This window comes from Dietzia massiliensis (genome assembly GCF_018390595.1).
Lineage (GTDB): Bacteria > Actinomycetota > Actinomycetes > Mycobacteriales > Mycobacteriaceae > Dietzia > Dietzia massiliensis.
On the sequence record NZ_JAHBAV010000026.1, the window covers coordinates 1 to 17,353 of the forward strand.

At 68.5% G+C, this 17,353-nt stretch carries 13 protein-coding genes; 11 read left to right on the forward strand and 2 right to left on the reverse strand.

Annotated elements, in window-relative coordinates:
- The first annotated feature begins 226 nt into the window (after positions 1–226).
- Together KHA85_RS09000 and KHA85_RS09005 are read left to right on the forward strand one after the other, a co-directional pair.
- On the forward strand, positions 227–1,804 hold the full coding sequence (locus tag KHA85_RS09000) for a glycosyltransferase family 87 protein (RefSeq protein WP_213185535.1): 1,578 nt from the start codon (positions 227–229) through the stop codon (positions 1,802–1,804).
- Positions 1,801–1,992, forward strand: a complete 192-nt coding sequence (locus KHA85_RS09005) for a hypothetical protein (protein WP_043567330.1) — start codon at positions 1,801–1,803, stop codon at positions 1,990–1,992. Before KHA85_RS09000 ends, KHA85_RS09005 begins: the two co-directional genes overlap by 4 nt.
- Positions 1,993–2,038: 46 nt before the next feature.
- Here KHA85_RS09005 and KHA85_RS09010 read toward each other — a convergent pair whose 3' ends face one another.
- Positions 2,039–6,007, reverse strand: a complete 3,969-nt coding sequence (locus KHA85_RS09010) for an nSTAND1 domain-containing NTPase (RefSeq protein ID WP_213185536.1) — start codon at positions 6,005–6,007, stop codon at positions 2,039–2,041.
- Between the two features lie 176 nt (positions 6,008–6,183).
- On the opposite strand from KHA85_RS09010, the gene KHA85_RS09015 reads away from it, so the two are divergent.
- The 9 genes from KHA85_RS09015 (at position 6,184) to KHA85_RS09055 (ending at position 14,150) form a co-directional block, all read left to right on the forward strand.
- Complete coding sequence (locus KHA85_RS09015; RefSeq protein WP_213185537.1) at positions 6,184–6,444, forward strand: LuxR C-terminal-related transcriptional regulator; 261 nt, start codon at positions 6,184–6,186, stop codon at positions 6,442–6,444.
- 154 nt (positions 6,445–6,598) lie between these two features.
- Positions 6,599–6,886: a 30S ribosomal protein S6 gene (rpsF, locus tag KHA85_RS09020; protein ID WP_213185538.1), complete on the forward strand. Its 288-nt coding sequence runs from the start codon at positions 6,599–6,601 to the stop codon at positions 6,884–6,886.
- A 92-nt stretch (positions 6,887–6,978) separates the two neighbouring features.
- Positions 6,979–7,563 carry a single-stranded DNA-binding protein gene (locus KHA85_RS09025; protein WP_007632070.1) on the forward strand — a complete coding sequence of 195 codons (585 nt, stop codon included), beginning with the start codon at positions 6,979–6,981 and terminating at the stop codon, positions 7,561–7,563.
- A 114-nt stretch (positions 7,564–7,677) separates the two neighbouring features.
- Positions 7,678–8,130: a 50S ribosomal protein L9 gene (gene rplI, locus KHA85_RS09030; RefSeq protein ID WP_063972775.1), complete on the forward strand. Its 453-nt coding sequence runs from the start codon at positions 7,678–7,680 to the stop codon at positions 8,128–8,130.
- 458 nt (positions 8,131–8,588) lie between these two features.
- Positions 8,589–10,412 (forward strand): replicative DNA helicase, encoded by a 1,824-nt coding sequence (gene dnaB, locus KHA85_RS09035; RefSeq protein ID WP_306666428.1) that lies wholly within the window; start codon positions 8,589–8,591, stop codon positions 10,410–10,412.
- A 330-nt stretch (positions 10,413–10,742) separates the two neighbouring features.
- Entirely contained in the window at positions 10,743–11,216 is a 474-nt protein-coding gene (locus tag KHA85_RS09040; protein WP_213185539.1) for a hypothetical protein, read from the forward strand.
- 111 nt (positions 11,217–11,327) lie between these two features.
- Entirely contained in the window at positions 11,328–12,986 is a 1,659-nt protein-coding gene (istA, locus tag KHA85_RS09045) for an IS21 family transposase (RefSeq protein WP_308936905.1), read from the forward strand.
- A complete protein-coding gene (locus KHA85_RS09050) occupies positions 12,983–13,741 on the forward strand; it encodes an ATP-binding protein (protein ID WP_007633699.1) in 759 nt (252 codons plus the stop codon). Before istA ends, KHA85_RS09050 begins: the two co-directional genes overlap by 4 nt.
- Positions 13,742–13,832: 91 nt before the next feature.
- Positions 13,833–14,150, forward strand: a complete 318-nt coding sequence (locus tag KHA85_RS09055; protein WP_308936907.1) for a DUF4839 domain-containing protein — start codon at positions 13,833–13,835, stop codon at positions 14,148–14,150.
- A 92-nt stretch (positions 14,151–14,242) separates the two neighbouring features.
- Here the strand turns inward: KHA85_RS09055 and KHA85_RS09060 are convergent, their stop codons facing one another.
- On the reverse strand, positions 14,243–17,353 hold the full coding sequence (locus KHA85_RS09060) for a type I restriction endonuclease subunit R (RefSeq protein ID WP_213185540.1): 3,111 nt from the start codon (positions 17,351–17,353) through the stop codon (positions 14,243–14,245).

Below are 17,353 nucleotides of genomic sequence, written 5' to 3' on the forward strand. Positions count from 1 at the left end.
CCCCGCCGGGGCGGCCGGGGCGGCCGCCCCCCGGGCGGGGCCGCCGGACCCCGGCGCGGCCGCGGGGGCGGGCCGGGGGGGGGGGGTGCGGCGCCCGCGGGCGGGCGTCGGGCGGCGGCGGGGGGCGGTGGCCGTCGGGCGCCGCGGGGACGGCGGGGCGGGCCCGGCGGACGTCGGCGCGGGGGTTGCCGCCGGCGGCGACGACGACGGCGGGGCCTGACCCGGTGTGACCGTGCAGAACGACGGCCACCTCTCCCCGCTGCCGCTCGACGACGACCTGCGGTCGCTCGAGCCGCACGAGCGGGTCCGACCCGGCGACGGAGCCGGTGCGGGCGCGCTCGCCGCGTGGGGCGGCCCCCTCGGCCGGCACGCCGTGGTCGGCCGCCAGCGCTTCTGGACGCCGCTGCGCGTGATCATGCTGTTCGCCGTGATCTTCCTGGCATTCGGCTTCTTCTCCAAGGCCGCCTGCCTGGAGACCACCCATCCCACCGACGGGTCGCAGCCCGGCCTCAACTGGGACGGTCGGCAGTACTACAAGGCCTGCTATGCGGACCCGCTGCCGCTGTACTCGGCCGAGGGCCTGGACACCGGGGCGCTGCCCTACAAGTACTCGTGGATCGCCGACGGCGGCGAGGTCCGCTACATGGAGTACCCGGTGCTGTCCGGGATGTTCCAGTACGTCACGGCGCAGGCCGCCCAGGCGCTGCACGAGATCTTCCCCGGCGGGCCGCTCGAGGTGGTCACGTACTTCGCGCTGGGTTGTGTCCTGCTGGCGTTCATGTGGATGGTCGCCGTGTGGGCCACCTACCGCTCGGCCGGCCGCCGGCCCTGGGACACGCTGCTCATGGCGGCCAGCCCGCTCGTGATCTTCCAGGCCTTCACCAACTACGACCTCATGGCGGTGATGTTCGCCTCCGTCGCGTTGCTGCTGTGGGCCCGCCGCCGCCCGGTCTGGGCCGGCGTCGTGCTGGGGCTGGGCGTGGCGGCCAAGCTGTACCCGCTGTTCCTGTTCGGCGCGCTGCTGGTGGTGGCGATCCGCCGCAGGCGGTTCGTCGAGCTAGGGAAGGCCGCGGCCGCCGCCGTCGTGGCGTGGTTGGCCGTCAACCTGCCGATCATGGTCCTGTTCCCTGACGGGTGGCGGGAGTTCTTCCGACTCAACTCCGACCGGCCCGCCAACCCCGAGAGTATCTACGTCGTCATCCAGACGCTCACCGGCTGGCAGGGCTTCGACGCGGGCCGCGCCGTCGGGGAGGCCCCCGCGACGCTGAACACCGTCTCGTTGGTGCTGTTCGCGTTCGCCTGCCTGGCGGTACTGGTGATCGGCCTGACCGCACCCGTGACCCCGCGCGTGGCGCAGCTGGCGTTCCTCATCGTGGCGTTCTTCCTGCTCACCAACAAGGTGTGGAGCCCGCAGTATTCGCTGTGGCTGGTCCCGCTCGCGGTGCTCGCCGTCCCGCGCGTGCGCCTGCTGCTGACGTGGATGGCGTTCGACGCGCTGCTGTGGGTGGCGCACATGTCGTACTTCCACGGTGTCGCCAACAAGGGGATCGGCCCCGAGCTCTTCCACCCGCTCGTGTTGGTGCGCGACCTGCTCGTCCTCGCCGTGTGCGCGGTCGTGATCCTCGAGATCTACCGGCCCCACCTCGACCGAGTCCGCATGACGCATCAGGCCACGCCCGAGGGACCCGACCCGCTCGCCGGGGTCCTCGCCGATCCCGGGGAACGACCGGTCACCCGTGCGACCCCCTCAGACTCCGGCGGGACACAGCCCGCCGACCCCGAGACGAAAGACCCGATCCGATGACTACCAGCGCCATGATCTGGATGTTCTTATGCATCCTGGTCGGATTCATCTGCATGGTGACCGCCGCCGGCGGCTACCGCGCGGGGTGGCGTCAACCCGTGTGGATCGGCTGGACCGTCGCGGCCTTCCTGTTCCTCACGGTGATCCCGGTGGCGCAGGCACTGACGATCGGGCTGCAGCACGGCTGACGCATCCCCGCCGCGCGCGGCCCCGCCGCGGCGACAGCCCGAGGGCTCAGCCGCACAGGTCGAACGGCTCGGTGTCCGGGAAGTGCCGCTCCCACTCCTCGCCGGTGAGCTGGACCCCGCCGGCGCAGGCCTCGCTCACCACGCGGTCGGGGTCGAGCTGCCACATCCACATGGCGCCCTCCGCGCCCACCGCGAGCAGTCCGCCCGCCGGGGAGGCGCTGCGGCCCTGGTAGAGCAGCGGGTCGGTGGTCGAGCCGAGCACCGCCCACGGTCGCGGGTCGGACGGGTCGGCGACGTCGATCACCGTCACCTGGCCGGTACTGGAGGTGAGCAGCAGGAGATCGTCATCGGCGGAGAACGCGGTCCAGTAGATCTCACCGGGTGGAGCCGCGAACGAGGCGAGTTCGGCGGGCGCGGACGCGTCGGAGACGTCCCACAGTCGGACGGTCTTGTCGCCGCCGGAGGTGGCGAGCAGCGGGGAGTGGTGGGCGTACCCGGCGGACGGCGACGCGCCGATCCCGGTGGTGAGCCGGTGCGCGACCACCGGCCGGTCGGGGTCGGCGGTGTCGAGGATGACGGTCTCCGGGCCGAGGGTCGGGACGACGAGCTGCCGGGAGTCGGAGGAGAACTCGGCGACCACGCACGGGTCGGGCAGCGGCACGGTCACCCGCAGCGCGGGCCGGGTGGGATCCGTGACGTCGACCAGGCCGAGGTCGGGGCTGGTGTCGCTGCACACGGCGAGGGTGCGGCCGTCGGGGCTGAGCGGGTTGGCCACCACGACGCCGGAGGTGACGGGCAGGCTCGCGACCGGCCGGGTGGCGGGTCCGTAGGGCGCGGTGAACACCTGCACGCCGCCGTCCGCCAGGCCCGCGTAGACGACCCGCCCGTCGGGGGACATCGCCACGGAGCCGGAGAACCGGGTGTCGTCGCCGGGGATGACGCGGCCGGTCTCGCGCGGGACGGGACCGGTGGTATCGACGACGGTGTGGTGCATCTCCGCGGCGGTGACGCCGAGGACCCCGGAGGTCCGGTCCTGCGAGGAGGCGGTCTGGAAGATCGAGTTGGACTCCGACGCGGCCCCGAGGCGTCCCAGCGGCCAGAGCCGGATCAGGCCGTCGACCGAGTACGTCACCAGGTGGTCGGAGTCGGTGAACCGGACGCCGGTCGCGACCTGCGAGGCGGGTAGTTCGGTGAGCACACGCCCCGCGGGATCGTAGACGCGGACCCGCTCGTCGGACCCGGCGGCGGCGAGTCGGCCGAGATCGTCGAAGGCCACGTCGTTGACGTAGGCGTCCCACCCGGTCAACTCCGGCAGCGCCCGCGCGCCGGCGAGCGCCGCGATGCCCGACCCGTCGCCACCGGAGCCGTCAGCACCCGACCCGTCACCGCCGGAGCCCCCCGCGGCGCCGCCCGGCAGCTGCCACAGCTGCACGGTACGGCCGGTCGTGCCGGCGGCGATGCGGCGGCCGTCCGGGCTCACCGCCAACGACATCGGCATCGCGACGGGCCCGGTGTCGAGGGCGGGTCCGCGGCGGGCGGGCCCCTCGGCGTGGGCGCCGACCAGTGTCTTGATCCCGGCGGTCCGGTTGGTTGCGAGCAGGGTCCGCGAATCGGGCAGCCAGGCCAGCGATTCGACGGGCTTGGCGACCTCGGTGCCGGGGTCCGGGACGGCCACGCGCGCCCGCTGGTCGGTGACGGCGGGGGCGCCGCCCCGCGTGGCGAGCGGCCAGCGCAGGACGCGGCCGTCGCCGGTGCCGGCGGCGAGGGTGGCGCCGTCGGGGGCGAAGGCGACGGAGTGGAACGGGCCGGTGCCGGCCTCGAGGACGGACAGGATCGCCGGGGCGGCGGGTTCACGGAGGTCGACCAGGTGCACCCCGCCCTGCCCGGCGGCCGCGAGGACCGAGCCGTCCGGCGAGAGGTCGGCGGCGTACAGCTCGTGCCGGGGCCCGGCGCCGAGCGCGAGGGTGGCGTAGGCGGCCTCGTCGCCCAGTCGGAAGAGCCGCAGCACACCGTCGGAGCTGACGGAGGCGACGCCCGCGCCGTCGGGCAGGGCCACGACGCGCCCGGAGCCGGCGGCGGCCTCGAATCGCAGCGGGACGTCGGCGCGGCTGGTGTTGAGCAGCGCCGATCGCGCCTCGGTGGTGGGGTGGATCCGGTAGGCGGCCAGCGCGAGAGCGCGCCCTAGTCCGGGGTCGCGGCTGAACGCGGTGGTCGAGGACACCGACCCCGAGCGCGACAGGGCGACGTCGCGGGTGTGGCGGGCGTCCGCCTCCGCACGGAGCGCGAGCACACTGGCGACCAGGGCCAGGACGGTCACCACCGCCAACGACGCCGCGAGCCCTGTCAGCGCGCGGATGCGTCTGCGGTCCCGCCGGGCCACGGACCGGTGATGCGATTCCGCGGCGGCGAGGAACTGCCTCTCCGATTCCGCCAGGTGGGAGCTGGCGACCTCGTCGTCGTCCCTCCATCTCACATAGTCGGCGGTGGCCGACGCCGGCGGCAGGGCGGCGTCGGCGCGGCCGGAGTCCTCCCAGTCGGTGGCGGCCGCGCGCACGCGGGCGAGGACGCGCAGGCCCTCGCGGTCCGCGTCGATCCAGTCGACCAGGCGCGGCCAGGAGGAGAAGAGGACCTCGTGGGTGGGGGTGACCGAGTCACCGTCCACGGTGAGGAGTCCGGCGTGGGCGAAGGGGGTGGCGACGACGAGGAGGTCCTCGGACAGCTCGGCGAGCGGGGCGTGGCGACGGACGGGTCGGGCGGAGCGGACGTCGACGAGCCGGAGGAAGAGGGCCCGGCAGTTCGCCCGTCCCGCCCGGTCGAGTTCCTGGTAGACGGACTCCGCCGACGCGCGGACGGCGCCTTCGACCCCGCCCGACGAGTAGTAGTCGTCCACGGTGATCCGGCGCCGTCGGCTGCGCTCCCAGCACACGAGCAGCACGTGCGACAGCAGCGGCAGCAGCGAGCGCTCGTCGGCGCCGGCGTGGGTGGGGGCGACCGCGTCGAGCAGGAGGTTCACCAGTGACGGCTCGACCGTGTAACCCAGGGACCGGGCGGGCTCGACGATGATCTCGGCCAGCTGCTCGCGGCTCGGCGGGCCGAGCACCACCGGGTCGTCGAGCGCGTCGCGGAGGACCGGTTCGGCGAGGGCGGACTGGAAGAAGTCGGCGCGCAACGCCAGGACGGTCGGATGGCCGGCGGCGGCACGTCGGCCCAGCTGGTCGAGGATCGCGGAGCGGCGGACGGCCTCGACGTCGTCCGCCCAGATCTCCTCGAGCTGGTCCACCACCAGGAGGCCGGCGCCGTCGGCGGACTCCGCGGTGACCTCGGTCGGCCGGACGATCACCACGGACGCGTCACCGGGGACCCCGCCGGCGGTCCAGCGCGGGGCGAGACCCGCGGCGAGCAGCGAGGACTTACCCGACCCGGACGCCCCCACCACCATCAGCGGGCGGACCCGCGGCGAGGCCAGCCGGCGGAGGATCTGTTCGACTTCCGCCTCGCGGCCGTGGAACAGCGGCGCGTCACCCGCCAGATAGGGACGCAGTCCGACGTACGGGCTGCCGGTGTCGTCGGGCTGGGGCACCGGTGTGCGGGGCACCGGCCGGGTGGGCTCGGTGATCTCTCCGCCCAGACGATCCCGGTCCGCCGTCGTGGCCCGGCCACCCGGTGGGCCCACGCCCGGGGAGCGGCGGACGGGACGTCGCGGCCCCGGTCGGGACCGGACCCGTTCGACGGCGGCACGCCATTCCGCCATGGACCCGGCGTCGTCCACGCCCAGGAGCCGGAGCATCTCGACGAGCGTCGATTCGCTGGCGCGGGTGGGGACGTGCTGGCCGGAGAACCACCCCGAGGCGGTCCCCAGGGACAGTGAGGGCACCAGGCGGACGACGTCGCGGACCGACAGGCCGGCCCCCGCACGGAGCGCGGTGAGGGCGGCCCCGAGCTCCTCCCGTGTCCGAACCTGAGAGGGCGCTGATCGATCGTCGGCGTTATCGCCGGGCCCACGGGTTGTCTCCACGGTCAACATCGTACGGCCGACCTCCGCTTGTGCGGGGCAAGAAGGCGCAGGAAAACCAGGCGTTTCATGTGAACGTACGACGCGACCGTACGGACTCGTCCGGACATCTCGCCCCGAGTCGACGGTGGCCGTGCGGGTCCTCAGGATGAACTCGCATTCATCTCGACGGGGGCATCATGACGGCAACACTTCCTTTCTCATCCGCCGCGAACCGGCCGGACCTCAGCGACCGCGAGGTCGAGGTCCTCATCGCCTGGCTCACCTCGGACAGCAAGCGGGAGGTCACCGAGCGGCTGTTCCTGGCCGACTCGACGGTCAGTACGTACATCCAACGTGTGCGGTCGAAGTACGACGCGGTGGGCAGACCCGCGCGGACCAAGGTGCGCCTGCTCCTGCGCGCCGTCGAGGACGGGTACGTCCGGCTCGACGATCTGTGAAGGGGCGGGCCGCGCCCGGCGCGGTCCGACTCCTGCGGGGATTTCGTCAGCCGAGTTCGGGCGGGGTAGCCTTGAGCGGTTGCTGACGCAACGACCCTCCTGCCACGGAGACACCGTGGCCGAATCTGTAGTCCACAGGAGGTGATGAGGTCCCATGCGTCAATACGAAGTGATGGTCATCCTCGATCCCAGTCTCGACGAGCGCACCGTGGCGCCGTCGCTGGACACGTTCCTCAACGTGATCCGGCAAGAGGGTGGATCGGTCGACAAGGTCGATGTCTGGGGGAAGCGCCGCTTCGCCTACGAGATCAACAAGCTCAACGAGGGCATCTACGCCGTCATCCAGCTCAAGTCCGAGCCGGACGCGGTCAAGGAGCTGGATCGTCAGCTCGGTCTGAACGAGAACGTTCTCCGCACCAAGGTGCTGCGCGCCGACAAGTGACCCGGACTGTCCGACCACCCCGGTACTCTGGGCGCGGTCGGTCGGCCTCCGATCACCATCCACACCAGGCCTGAAACACGGAGGACAAGCGAATGGCACAGGGCGACACCCCCATCACGGTGGTCGGGAACATCGTCGCGGACCCCGAGCTGCGGTTCACGCCGTCGGGTGCCGCGGTGGCGAACTTCCGGATCGCCTCCACGCCGCGTCGCTTCAACTCGCAGACCAACCAGTGGGAGGACGGCGAAGGCCTGTTCCTCACCTGCAACGTCTGGCGGCAGGCGGCGGAGAACGTCGCCGAGTCGCTGCAGAAGGGCATGCGCGTCATCGTCAACGGCCGGCTCCGCCAGCGGTCGTACGAGACCCGTGAGGGCGAGAAGCGCACGGTGTACGAGGTGGAGGTCGACGAGGTCGGCCCGTCCCTCAAGTACGCCACCGCCAAGGTGACCCGCACCAACCGCGAAGGCGGCGGGGGCGGCGGTTTCCAGGGCGGCGGCCAGCAGGGTGGTGGCTTCCAGGGCGGCGGCCAGCAGGGTGGCTACGGCGGCGGTCAGTCGCAGGGCGGCTACGGCGGCGGCCAGGGCCGCGGCCAGCAGAACGACGACCCGTGGGGCAGCGCCCCGCAGGCCGGCGGTTCCGGTGGCTTCGGCGGCATGGACGACGAGCCCCCGTTCTAGATCGGGTCGATTCCTCGGGGCGCTGCCGGCGTCCCACCCCACAAGCATGAGACATGACCTCGCGACAATCCGGCCCAGGTCGGGTCCGTCGGAGGAAAGAAAGGTAGACGGATCATGAAGCTGATCCTCACCGCCGACGTCGACAAGCTCGGTGCGCCGGGCGACATCGTCGAGGTCAAGGGCGGATACGGTCGTAACTTCCTGCTCCCGCGCGGGATGGCCATCGTGGCCACCCCGGGTGCCGAGCGCCAGATCGAGTCCATCAAGCGTGCCCGCGAGGCCCGCGAGGTCCGCGACTCGGATCACGCCAACGAACTCAAGCAGAAGCTCGAGTCGATGACCGACGTCAAGGTCGCGGTCAAGACCTCCGACACGGGCAAGCTGTTCGGCTCCGTCACCGCGGGTGACGTCGCCTCGGCCATCAAGGCCGCCGGCGGCCCCACGCTCGACAAGCGCTCCGTGGAGATGCCCAAGGAGCACATCAAGGCGACCGGCAGCCACAACGTCGTCGTCGACCTGGGCCACGACACCACCGCGCGCGTCGCGGTCGAGGTCGTCCCCGCCTGATACACCGCGCAGGGCCCCGGTCGTCACTGTGACGGCCGGGGCCCTCGCCATTGTGGACGGCCTGTGGATAACTGGTTGTAAAGGCCAGAGTCCGATGCGTTCTCAGATCCGTGGTGTTCATCTTTCGTTATCTATTGTGTCCCGGTTTGTGACGTGATACACGAGGTTCTCCACGGGGCCTCCGACCTGCGGCGATGCCCGTGACCTGCGGTTATTCGGGAAGTGACCTGGGCTTTCCACCGGTTCTCCACAGTGATACGCCCATCGGCCCTGCGTAACCCCCAACCATTCACAGTTCTCCACAGACGCCCTCTCGCAAATGTGGAGAAGCCTGTGGATAACCGTGGGGGCGCGACTCCGGGCGTGTCGTGTCGGTGCCCTACAGTGAAGGGGTCGCTCGCCGGTTCCCAGTCGGGACCGGGCGGGCGGCCGAGTTCGACAGTGAAAGAGGAGCGGTCATGGCGCAGGCGGGATACGACGGTCCCGGCGAGCTGCCCCCTCCGCCCGACGAGGGTGGCGGCGGCGAGTTCGGCCGTACCCCGCCGCAGGATCTCACCGCCGAGCAGTCTGTGCTGGGCGGCATGCTGCTGAGCAAGGACGCCATCGCGGACGTGGTGGAGGAGATCCAGCCGGGTGACTTCTACAAGCCGGCGCATCAGGCCATCTACGACGTCATCCTCGACCTGTACGCGCGCGGGGAGCCGGCCGATGCGGTGACCGTGGCCGCCGAGCTGGATCGCCGCGGGGATCTCCGCCGCGCCGGTGGTGCGCCCTACCTCCACACGCTCATCTCGACCGTGCCCACCGCGGCCAACGCGGGGTACTACGCCCAGATCGTCGCGGAGAAGGCGGTACTGCGTCGTCTGGTCGACGCGGGCACCCGCATCGTGCAGTACGGCTACTCGGGATCCGAGGGCTCGGACGTCGCCGAGGTCGTGGACCGGGCGCAGGCGGAGATCTTCGAGGTCACCGAGCGCCGCACCACCGAGGACTACGTCATCATCGAGGAGCTGCTGCAGCCCACGATGGACGAGATCGACAACATCCATACCGCGGGCGGTCTCGCACAGGGTGTTCCCACGGGGTTCGCGGACCTCGACGCCGTGACGAACGGCCTGCACGGCGGGCAGATGATCATCATCGCCGCCCGCCCCGGCGTCGGTAAGGCCCTCGGCCTGGACACCGTCCTGCCCACCCCGGACGGTCAGACCACCATGGGCGAGGTCGCGGTGGGTGACCGCGTGCTCGGCGCCGACGGGCAGCCCACCGAGGTCGTGGCCGTGACCGAGGTGTGGGAGGACCGTCCTTGCTTCACCGTGCGGTTCAACGACGGCACCGAGCTGGTCGCCGACGCCGAGCACGAGTGGCGCATCGAGATGGGCGGCACCGAGCAGATCGTCACCACCAAGTCGCTGGACACGCTCATGCTGGTCTGCGACTTCGGCATCGTCGTCCCCGAGCACCCGGACTCCGGACGCGCGGCTCGGCTCATCACCGACGTGCGTGGCGCCGCGAGCGTGCCGGTCAAGTGCATCGAGGTGGCCGCCGACGACCACCTCTACCTGGCGGGTCCCACCGCGATCCCGACGCACAACTCCACCATCGGCCTGGACATCATGCGGTCCTGCTCCATCAAGCACGGGCTCACTTCCGTGGTGTTCTCGCTGGAGATGAGCCGCACCGAGATCGTCATGCGTCTGATGAGCGCCGAGGCGCGGGTCAAGTTGTCCGACATGAAGTCGGGCAAGATGAGCGACGAGGACTGGACGCGGCTGGCCCGGCGGATGGGCGAGATCTCCGAGGCGCCCCTGTTCATCGACGACTCTCCCAACATGACGATGATGGAGATCCGCGCCAAGGCCCGTCGGCTCAAGCAGAAGCACGACCTGCGCCTGATCGTGGTGGATTACCTCCAGCTGATGTCCTCGGGCAAGAAGGTCGAGTCTCGTCAGCAGGAGGTCTCGGAGTTCTCCCGTCAGCTCAAGCTGCTGGCCAAGGAGATCGACGTGCCCTTGATCGCGATCTCGCAGCTGAACCGTGGGCCGGAGCAGCGTACCGACAAGCGGCCGCAGGTCTCCGACCTGCGTGAGTCGGGCTCGCTGGAGCAGGACGCGGACATCGTCATGCTGCTGCACCGCCCGGACGCCTCCGAGCGCGACGACCCGCGTGCCGGTGAGGCCGACCTGATCCTCGGTAAGCACCGTGGCGGTCCGACGTCCACGATCACGGTCGCGCACCAGCTCCACTACTCGCGCTTCGTGGACATGGCGCGCGGGCTGTAGTCACTCTGTCGGTTCTCAAACAATCTGTCAATTTCTCACTGGCGTGTCACACGGTTCGCAGGAATCTGTCACCTCCCCGGTAGAAGGAGACCCTGGAGGGCCGTGAGTAGGCGGGCACGGCGAGCAAAGCAACACAGTGCGATTCAAAGCGCCGCTGCGCTGTCGCTGACTGCAATGGCGCTGTCTAGCTTCGTTGTAAACTCCCAGAGTCGCTGTGCCCATTCGAGGCGGCGTAGAGATGGTCAATTCGACATTGAGGGTCGTGCTTTTGATCGGTTTACTTCCGCCGCGCTAAGAGTGCGGGTCTCGCTCCGAGAATGTAGGTACAGAATGGCTAACGAGGACATCAAGTATCAGTTCGTTGAGGTGACTGCAGTGCGCGGCACCGAACGCCGGGCGGTGGCTAAGAAAGAGGCAGAGGGCTGGGAGCTGGTCGAACAGGACCAGGGCAGGGTGAAGACCACTTTGAAATTCCGGCGACCCAAACCGCCCCTCCCGCGGAAGCAGATTGCCATCGGTGCAGGGGTCGCAGTGGTGCTGGTTGGCATTCTTGCGGTGGGTGCGGCGCTGGAGGGCGATGACGACGCAGTAGAGGCGGAATCGGCGGCCGCGATGATCGAGGAACCGGCGGAGCCCCTGGATCTGCCGCCAGCGATTGAAGCTGGGGCACCCAGCGACAATCCGGTCGCAGCTGAGGCTCTCACCGCCGAGACCAACCCGGATCTGGCCGCGCTACTGCAGCTGACAGACACGTGCTCGCCGAGCATCGCTGTTAGGGACGTGCTTCGGAAAGCAGGGTTCTGATGATCGGGTAGCGCGAGTATGAGCATCCGATAGCGGTGCCGGTCACCGTGTGCTCGTGTCGGTTCTACGTGTGGCAACTGGGCTGCGCGTGATTCCGAACAGGAGGCGCGGGTGACTGATTACCGATTGGTGATGTCGCTACTGCTGCAGGACAGGTCCTACCGAGACATCGAGGCGATCGCGGGCTGCTCGCACCGCACGATCGCCAAGGCGAAAAAGGTGTGCCGCGAGCACGGGTTGACCGCCGTCGATCAGGTCGAGGCGCTCAGCGGCGAGGAGATCGACGCCTTGTTCACCGATGGCCGTAAGACGCCGTCGGCGGAGTTCGTCGCCTTCGACGTGGCGGCGACCGTGAAGAAGCGCACGGGCAAGAACAAGCTGCCGCTGCGGGTGCTGTGGGCCAATTACCTCGACAGCGAGGGATCGCCGGGGCAGCGGCACTACAGTTATCAGCGGTTCTGCCAGATCGTCGGCGAGTACGTCGAGGTCAACGAGCTGACGATGCGGATCGCGCACGTGCCCGGGCACACGATGCAGGTCGACTGGGCGGGCACGAAGATGGCGATCTTCGATCCCGTCCTCGGCACCAAGACCACGGTCTCGGTGTTCGTGGCGTCGCTGCCGTACTCGGGGTTGGTCTTCGCCTCGGGCTGCGTGGACGAGAAGATGCCGAACTGGCTCGACGCGCACCTGCAGGCCTTCGAGTACTTCGGCGGCGCGGCGCAGGTGATCGTCCCGGACAACGCCTCGACGGCATCGAACCAGATCGCCCGCGGCGACCGGGCCCGCGAGGTCAACCGTGAATACCGTGACTTCCTCGAGTACCACCACACCGCCGCGGTGCCCACTCGGCCGGTGCGCCCGACGGACAAGGGCAATGTCGAGGCCGGGGTGAAGGTGGTGACGAACTGGGTGATCGGACGGCTGGCCGATCGGCGTTTCGCGAGCCTGGACGATCTGAATGAGGCGATCGCCGCCGAGGTGGAGGCGATCAACGACCGGATCCCGTTCCGCGGCCAGAAGACCAGCCGCCGCGAGCTGTTCACCGAGCACGAGCAGTCGGAGCTGATCGCTCTGCCCGAGGTCCGCTGGCAGCCGGTCATCTGGAAGAAGTCCAAGGTCAACCGGGACTATCACGTGGAGATCGCCACGGTGAAGTACTCGGTGCCCTACACCTTCGCCGGCCAGCACGTCGACGTGAAGATCACCGGCCCCACACTGGTGGTCATGGCTGGCGGGGAGGTCATCGCCTCCCACACCGTCTCCGGTAGGCGGCACGCGTTCGTCACCGACCCTGACCACGTGCCCGCCCAGCACCTGCAGTCATCCGACCTGTGGTCACGGGCCTACTTCGTGCGCCAGGCCCACAAGATCGGACCGAACACCGTCGCCACGATCAGCGAGGTCCTCGATCGCCAGCGGATCGAAGCGCAGGGCTACCGATCGTGCCAGAACATCCTCGCCATGGCCCGCGGCGACAACAAGCAGCTCCTCGAGCGGGCCTGCGGGCAACTCGTCTCCGAGACCGCACACCGGGCTATCAGCTACACCGCCGTCAAACAGCAACTGGCGGCCCTGCGGGCCCAGGCCGCGGCCCGACCCACGACGACGGAGGCGCCGCCGGCAACGACGGCCCGGGTGGAGCCGCCGCCGGGTCGGCGGGATACAACGGGGGCGCATCTGGCCGGGCCTGAGCAGTTCAGTCTCGCCGCCCTGACCGGACGCCCGAGTACGAGCACCGGCATCGCGGGGAAGGAGGAGCTGCAGTGACTGATCGTCATCTCACCGACGCCGACATGCCGCTGTTCACGCAGTTGCGGATGACCGCGTTCGGACAGACCGTCATTGACCTGGCCAACGATCCCGCCTGCGACGAGTGGACCTTCTCCGAGAAAATCTTTCACGCCCTGGACAAGGAGATCACGGCCAGGCAGGAACGCCGGACCCAGAAACTACTCAAGGCCTCCAGATCGCCAAACCCTGACGCCTGCGTAGAAGAGATCCGCTACCTGCCTGACCGCAACGTCAACCGCGAGCTAATCGCACGACTGAGTAGCTGTCAATGGATCGACGCCACTCGTAATCTCGTCGTGCTCGGCCAGTCCAGCGTGGGCAAGACCTACCTCGCCCAAGCGCTTCTCAATGCCGCGTGCCGAAAGTACTACACCGCGAGATTCTTCCGGCTCGACGACCTGGCCAACCGGCTCGCCGTGCTGGAGCCGACCTCGCAGCGCCGGCTGGACTTCCTCACCGACCTGCACAACTGCGACCTACTGGTTCTGGACGATTTCCTGACCACGCCGGTGGCCCCGCACACCGCGGCCGAGCTGCTCAACATCCTGGCCGCTCGGGAAGGGCGGGGTTCGACTCTGGTGACCTCACAGTTTGATCCGCCCGATTGGTACAAGTCGCTCCAAGACGCGGTCATCGCCGAATCGATCCTCAACCGGATCGTCGCCGGCGCCGAGATCATCGCCCTCGACGGCCCCAACATGAGACGGCACCTCGCCACGGCAACGCCATAGCGGCCAAGCGGTCGGACGGGCCGCTATCCGATGCCCGTCCGACCGCTACCCGATCATCAGATCCGCGCTTTCCGAAAGGCGTCCCAAACACATCGCCGATTTCGCAGCAACCTACGCCGGCCAGACGATTCAGTTCGACGGACATATTGGAGCTCTCGCCAACTACGAGAACTACGACACCCGCTACCTCGTGTTGCTGTCCGTTGGGGACTATGACGAGTCCAATCCCACCGGGCCGAATTTCCAGTACCGGGACGTCAACCTCGTTAGTGACCTCAACTGGACTGGGCTCAACATTCCCGACGGCATCAAGGTCAACGACAGGTTCCGATTCACCTCGACTGTCCAGACGTACGAAGAGCAGACATGTCTGCTTCAGCTCGAGCCTGTCGCCACCGAGGCGCGCTAGGCGCACTCAGGGGAGCTTCACCCTCAGACCGGATACTCAACCTGCGTGGACAGAACAGCTAGTCACGACTTGAAAAGCGCGGGCTGCGCCACTCAGCTCGCCTTGCTCAGGGCCCGGTAGATGCTCGGCAGAAGCTCGTCGCGGAGAGCGCGGGCCAGGTCCTGATTGTTGAGGATCTGGGCGGACAGGTCTGCCGAGGAGTCCATGGATCCGATGACGGCGTCGGTGAAGGCGACATCGATGTCGGGGCTCGCGCGGAACTGGGCGAGTGAATTGTTCTGGGCCTGGGTCTTAAGGGTCTCGCTCTCTTCGAGACGGTCCTTGATGTGGGTAACCACGTTGCGGACGGAGGAGTCGGGGTGGTTTCCGGCGAACAGGTCGTTGATGCGGTTGATCACTTCGTCGAGGGCGACCATGTCGGGGTCGCGGACCGTGCCGGTGCCAGCCTCGCGCGCGGGCTCGAGCGGGGTGCCGCCAGAGAGCTCGCCGTCCCGGGTGGTTTGACGGTGGTGGCCGAGGTAGTCGATAGCCACCGCCGACAAGTCGATCGGCGTGTCTTTCTCCCCACTGCTTAGCTGCGGGGCCAAGAGTTTGAGATACAGCGCGAGCTTCTCCAGCCACGGGTTTTCGTAGTCGAACAGCTGGGACAGGAACTCGTACTGCCGCACGTAGGTGCCCACGTCCTTACGGAACATCTGCAGCTCGTCGATCTCTACTGCATCTGAGGCTTCGACCGCGGACCGCATCCGAACCGTGAAACGGTCGGCAGCGGGAGCGACCCACTTCACCAGCGCGTTGTGGCCCTCACGGGCCAGGAGTGCATTGGCGAAGCCGTCGACCTCGGAGCGTTCATAGATGCCGGCGACGGAGAGTTTGCGTTCGGTGTCGTGGACGATGTTGGGATCCGTGACGTCGGCCAGGGTGGTGGCCTCATAGTAGGGCGCGAACGCGTCAACGATGTCGTCGACCTCGTTGGTGAAATCCAGCACGAAGGTCTGGTCTTTCAGCGGCGGAAACGTCCGGTTTAGCCGCGAGAGGGTCTGCACAGCCTGGACCCCGCCGAGCCGCTTGTCGACGTACATAGCAACGAGTTTGGGCTGGTCGAAACCGGTCTGGAACTTGTTGGCCACCAGCATCACTTGGAACTCGTCGGTGGCAAATGCTTCCCGCAGGTCGCGGCCCTTGAGTCCGGGGTTCATGTTGATCTCGGAGAACGGCTCGTCGGCACCGGACTCGGGGTCGGTGACCTCCCCAGAGAACGCGACCAGCGCGGCGACGTCGGTGTAGCCGTTTTCGGCCACGTACTTGTCAAAGGCGAGTTTGTAGCGCACGGCAGCCTTGCGGGAACTGGTCACCACCATCGCCTTGGCTCGCCCATCCAGGCGCCAGGCCACGTTCTGTCGGAAGTGCTCGACGATGATCTGCACCTTTTGCGAGATGTTGGTGGGGTGCAGCTTGACCCAGTTCATCACCGACCTCACCGCGGCGGACCGGTCTACCAGGTCGTCGTCGCCACCCTCGGTGGTCACGGCGACGGTGCCTTCCCCGGTGTCGCTGGTGGCGTAGGTTTGGCCGTTGTGCGAGAGCCGGAACGCGGTCTTGTACGGGGTGTAGTTGCGCAGAACATCCAGGATGAAGCCCTCGTCGATCGCCTGCTGCATCGAGTACAGGTGGAACGGCTGCGGCGTGCCGTCGGGGCCAGGGCGGCCGAACAGTTCCAGCGTGGTGGCCTTGGGTGTGGCGGTGAAGGCGAAGAAGGAGATGTTGCCGGCCTCGGCGCGGGCTTTGGTTTCGGCGGCGATCAGGTCCTCCGCCGACACGGCCCCGCCCTGGGCGACCTCGTCGAGCTCGGCTTGCGACAGGACCTGCTTGAGTTTGTTGGACGCTCCGCCAGCCTGGGAGGAATGGGCTTCGTCGGCGATGATCGCAAAGGACCGACCGCGGAGGGTGGTGCGGTCGGCGATGGCGTCCAGAGCGTAGGGGAAGGTCTGGATGGTGACGACGACGATGTGGGTCCCCGACTCGAGAGCCTCGGCCAGTTCCGCCGATTTCGAGCCGGTCAACCCATCGATGTGGGCCACGACGCCGGTGGTGCGGTTGATCTGGTGGATGGCCTCTTGCAACTGCGCGTCGAGCACGGTCCGGTCGGTGACCACGATGACGGAGGAGAACACCTTGTCGTCGTCATCGTTGTACAGCGACGATAGGCGCTGGGCGAGCCAGGAAATCGAGTTGGTCTTTCCCGAACCGGCGGAGTGCTGGACGAGGTACTTATGCCCGGGACCTTCGGTGCGGGCGGCCTGGACGAGTCGAGTGACGGCGTCCCACTGGTGGTAGCGCGGAAAGAGCAGGGTCTCTTTCCGTGTCTTCTTGCCGGTGTCCGGGTCGCGCTTGTCGGTGATCTCCAGATGCATGAACCGGTCGAGGATCTCCAGCCAGGTGTCGCGCTGCAGGATGGTCTCCCACAGGTAGGCGGTGGACGAGCCGTGCGGGTTGGGCGGATTGCCGGCGTGGTGGCCGTTGCCGCGGTTAAAGGGCAGGAACACGGTGTCCTGGCCGGCGAGCCGGGTGGTCATGTGCACTTCGGTGTTGGAGACGGCGAAGTGCACGAGGGCGCGGGTGGCAAAGCCGAGCAGCGGCTCGCCCTTAGGTAGGCGGTCCTTCTTGTACTGCTCGATAGCGTGCTCGACCGATTGGGTGAAGTCCGTCTTGAGCTCGGCCGTCGCCACCGGGATTCCGTTGACGAAGAACACCAGGTCGATGGACTTCTTCGGGTTGGATTTGGAGTAATGGACCTGCCGCATGACTCTTAGCCGCACCGCCTGGTACTTGGCGGCGGTGGTGGCGTTGAGTCCGGAGTTGGGCTTGAACTGGCACATCGCGAAGTTCGCGTTGAAATCCGAGAAACCGCGCCGCAGCACCGCAAGCGTCCCGCCGTCGGCTTTCAGATCCGCCGAAAGTGCTTTGGCCAGCCGCTGCAGAAGCGCGGCCTTTGACTTTTCCTGTGCCGCGGAAGGGTCGGCGGGCTTGACGCGCTTGTCCCACTCGTCGGGCTGGGAGTGCTGCAGCCACCAGCACACGTCTTCGGGGATCAGCGCGAGGTCGCGGTCGTACCCGGCATCGTTGGGCGAGTACTCCCACCCATGCGCGGCAAGATGCGCACAGATCTCGTCCTCAAGCACGGATTCGTGATGCTGGGCCAT

Bases quoted from the DNA above. Each gene is read 5' to 3' on its own strand.
- KHA85_RS09005 (WP_043567330.1), top strand. From the start codon at position 1,801: ATGACTACCAGCGCCATGATCTGGATGTTCTTATGCATCCTGGTCGGA.
- KHA85_RS09015 (WP_213185537.1), top strand. From the start codon at position 6,184: ATGACGGCAACACTTCCTTTCTCATCCGCCGCGAACCGGCCGGACCTC.
- rpsF (WP_213185538.1), top strand. From the start codon at position 6,599: ATGCGTCAATACGAAGTGATGGTCATCCTCGATCCCAGTCTCGACGAG.
- KHA85_RS09025 (WP_007632070.1), top strand. From the start codon at position 6,979: ATGGCACAGGGCGACACCCCCATCACGGTGGTCGGGAACATCGTCGCG.
- rplI (WP_063972775.1), top strand. From the start codon at position 7,678: ATGAAGCTGATCCTCACCGCCGACGTCGACAAGCTCGGTGCGCCGGGC.
- dnaB (WP_306666428.1), top strand. From the start codon at position 8,589: ATGGCGCAGGCGGGATACGACGGTCCCGGCGAGCTGCCCCCTCCGCCC.
- KHA85_RS09040 (WP_213185539.1), top strand. From the start codon at position 10,743: ATGGCTAACGAGGACATCAAGTATCAGTTCGTTGAGGTGACTGCAGTG.
- KHA85_RS09060 (WP_213185540.1), bottom strand. From the start codon at position 17,353: ATGGCCCAGCATCACGAATCCGTGCTTGAGGACGAGATCTGTGCGCAT.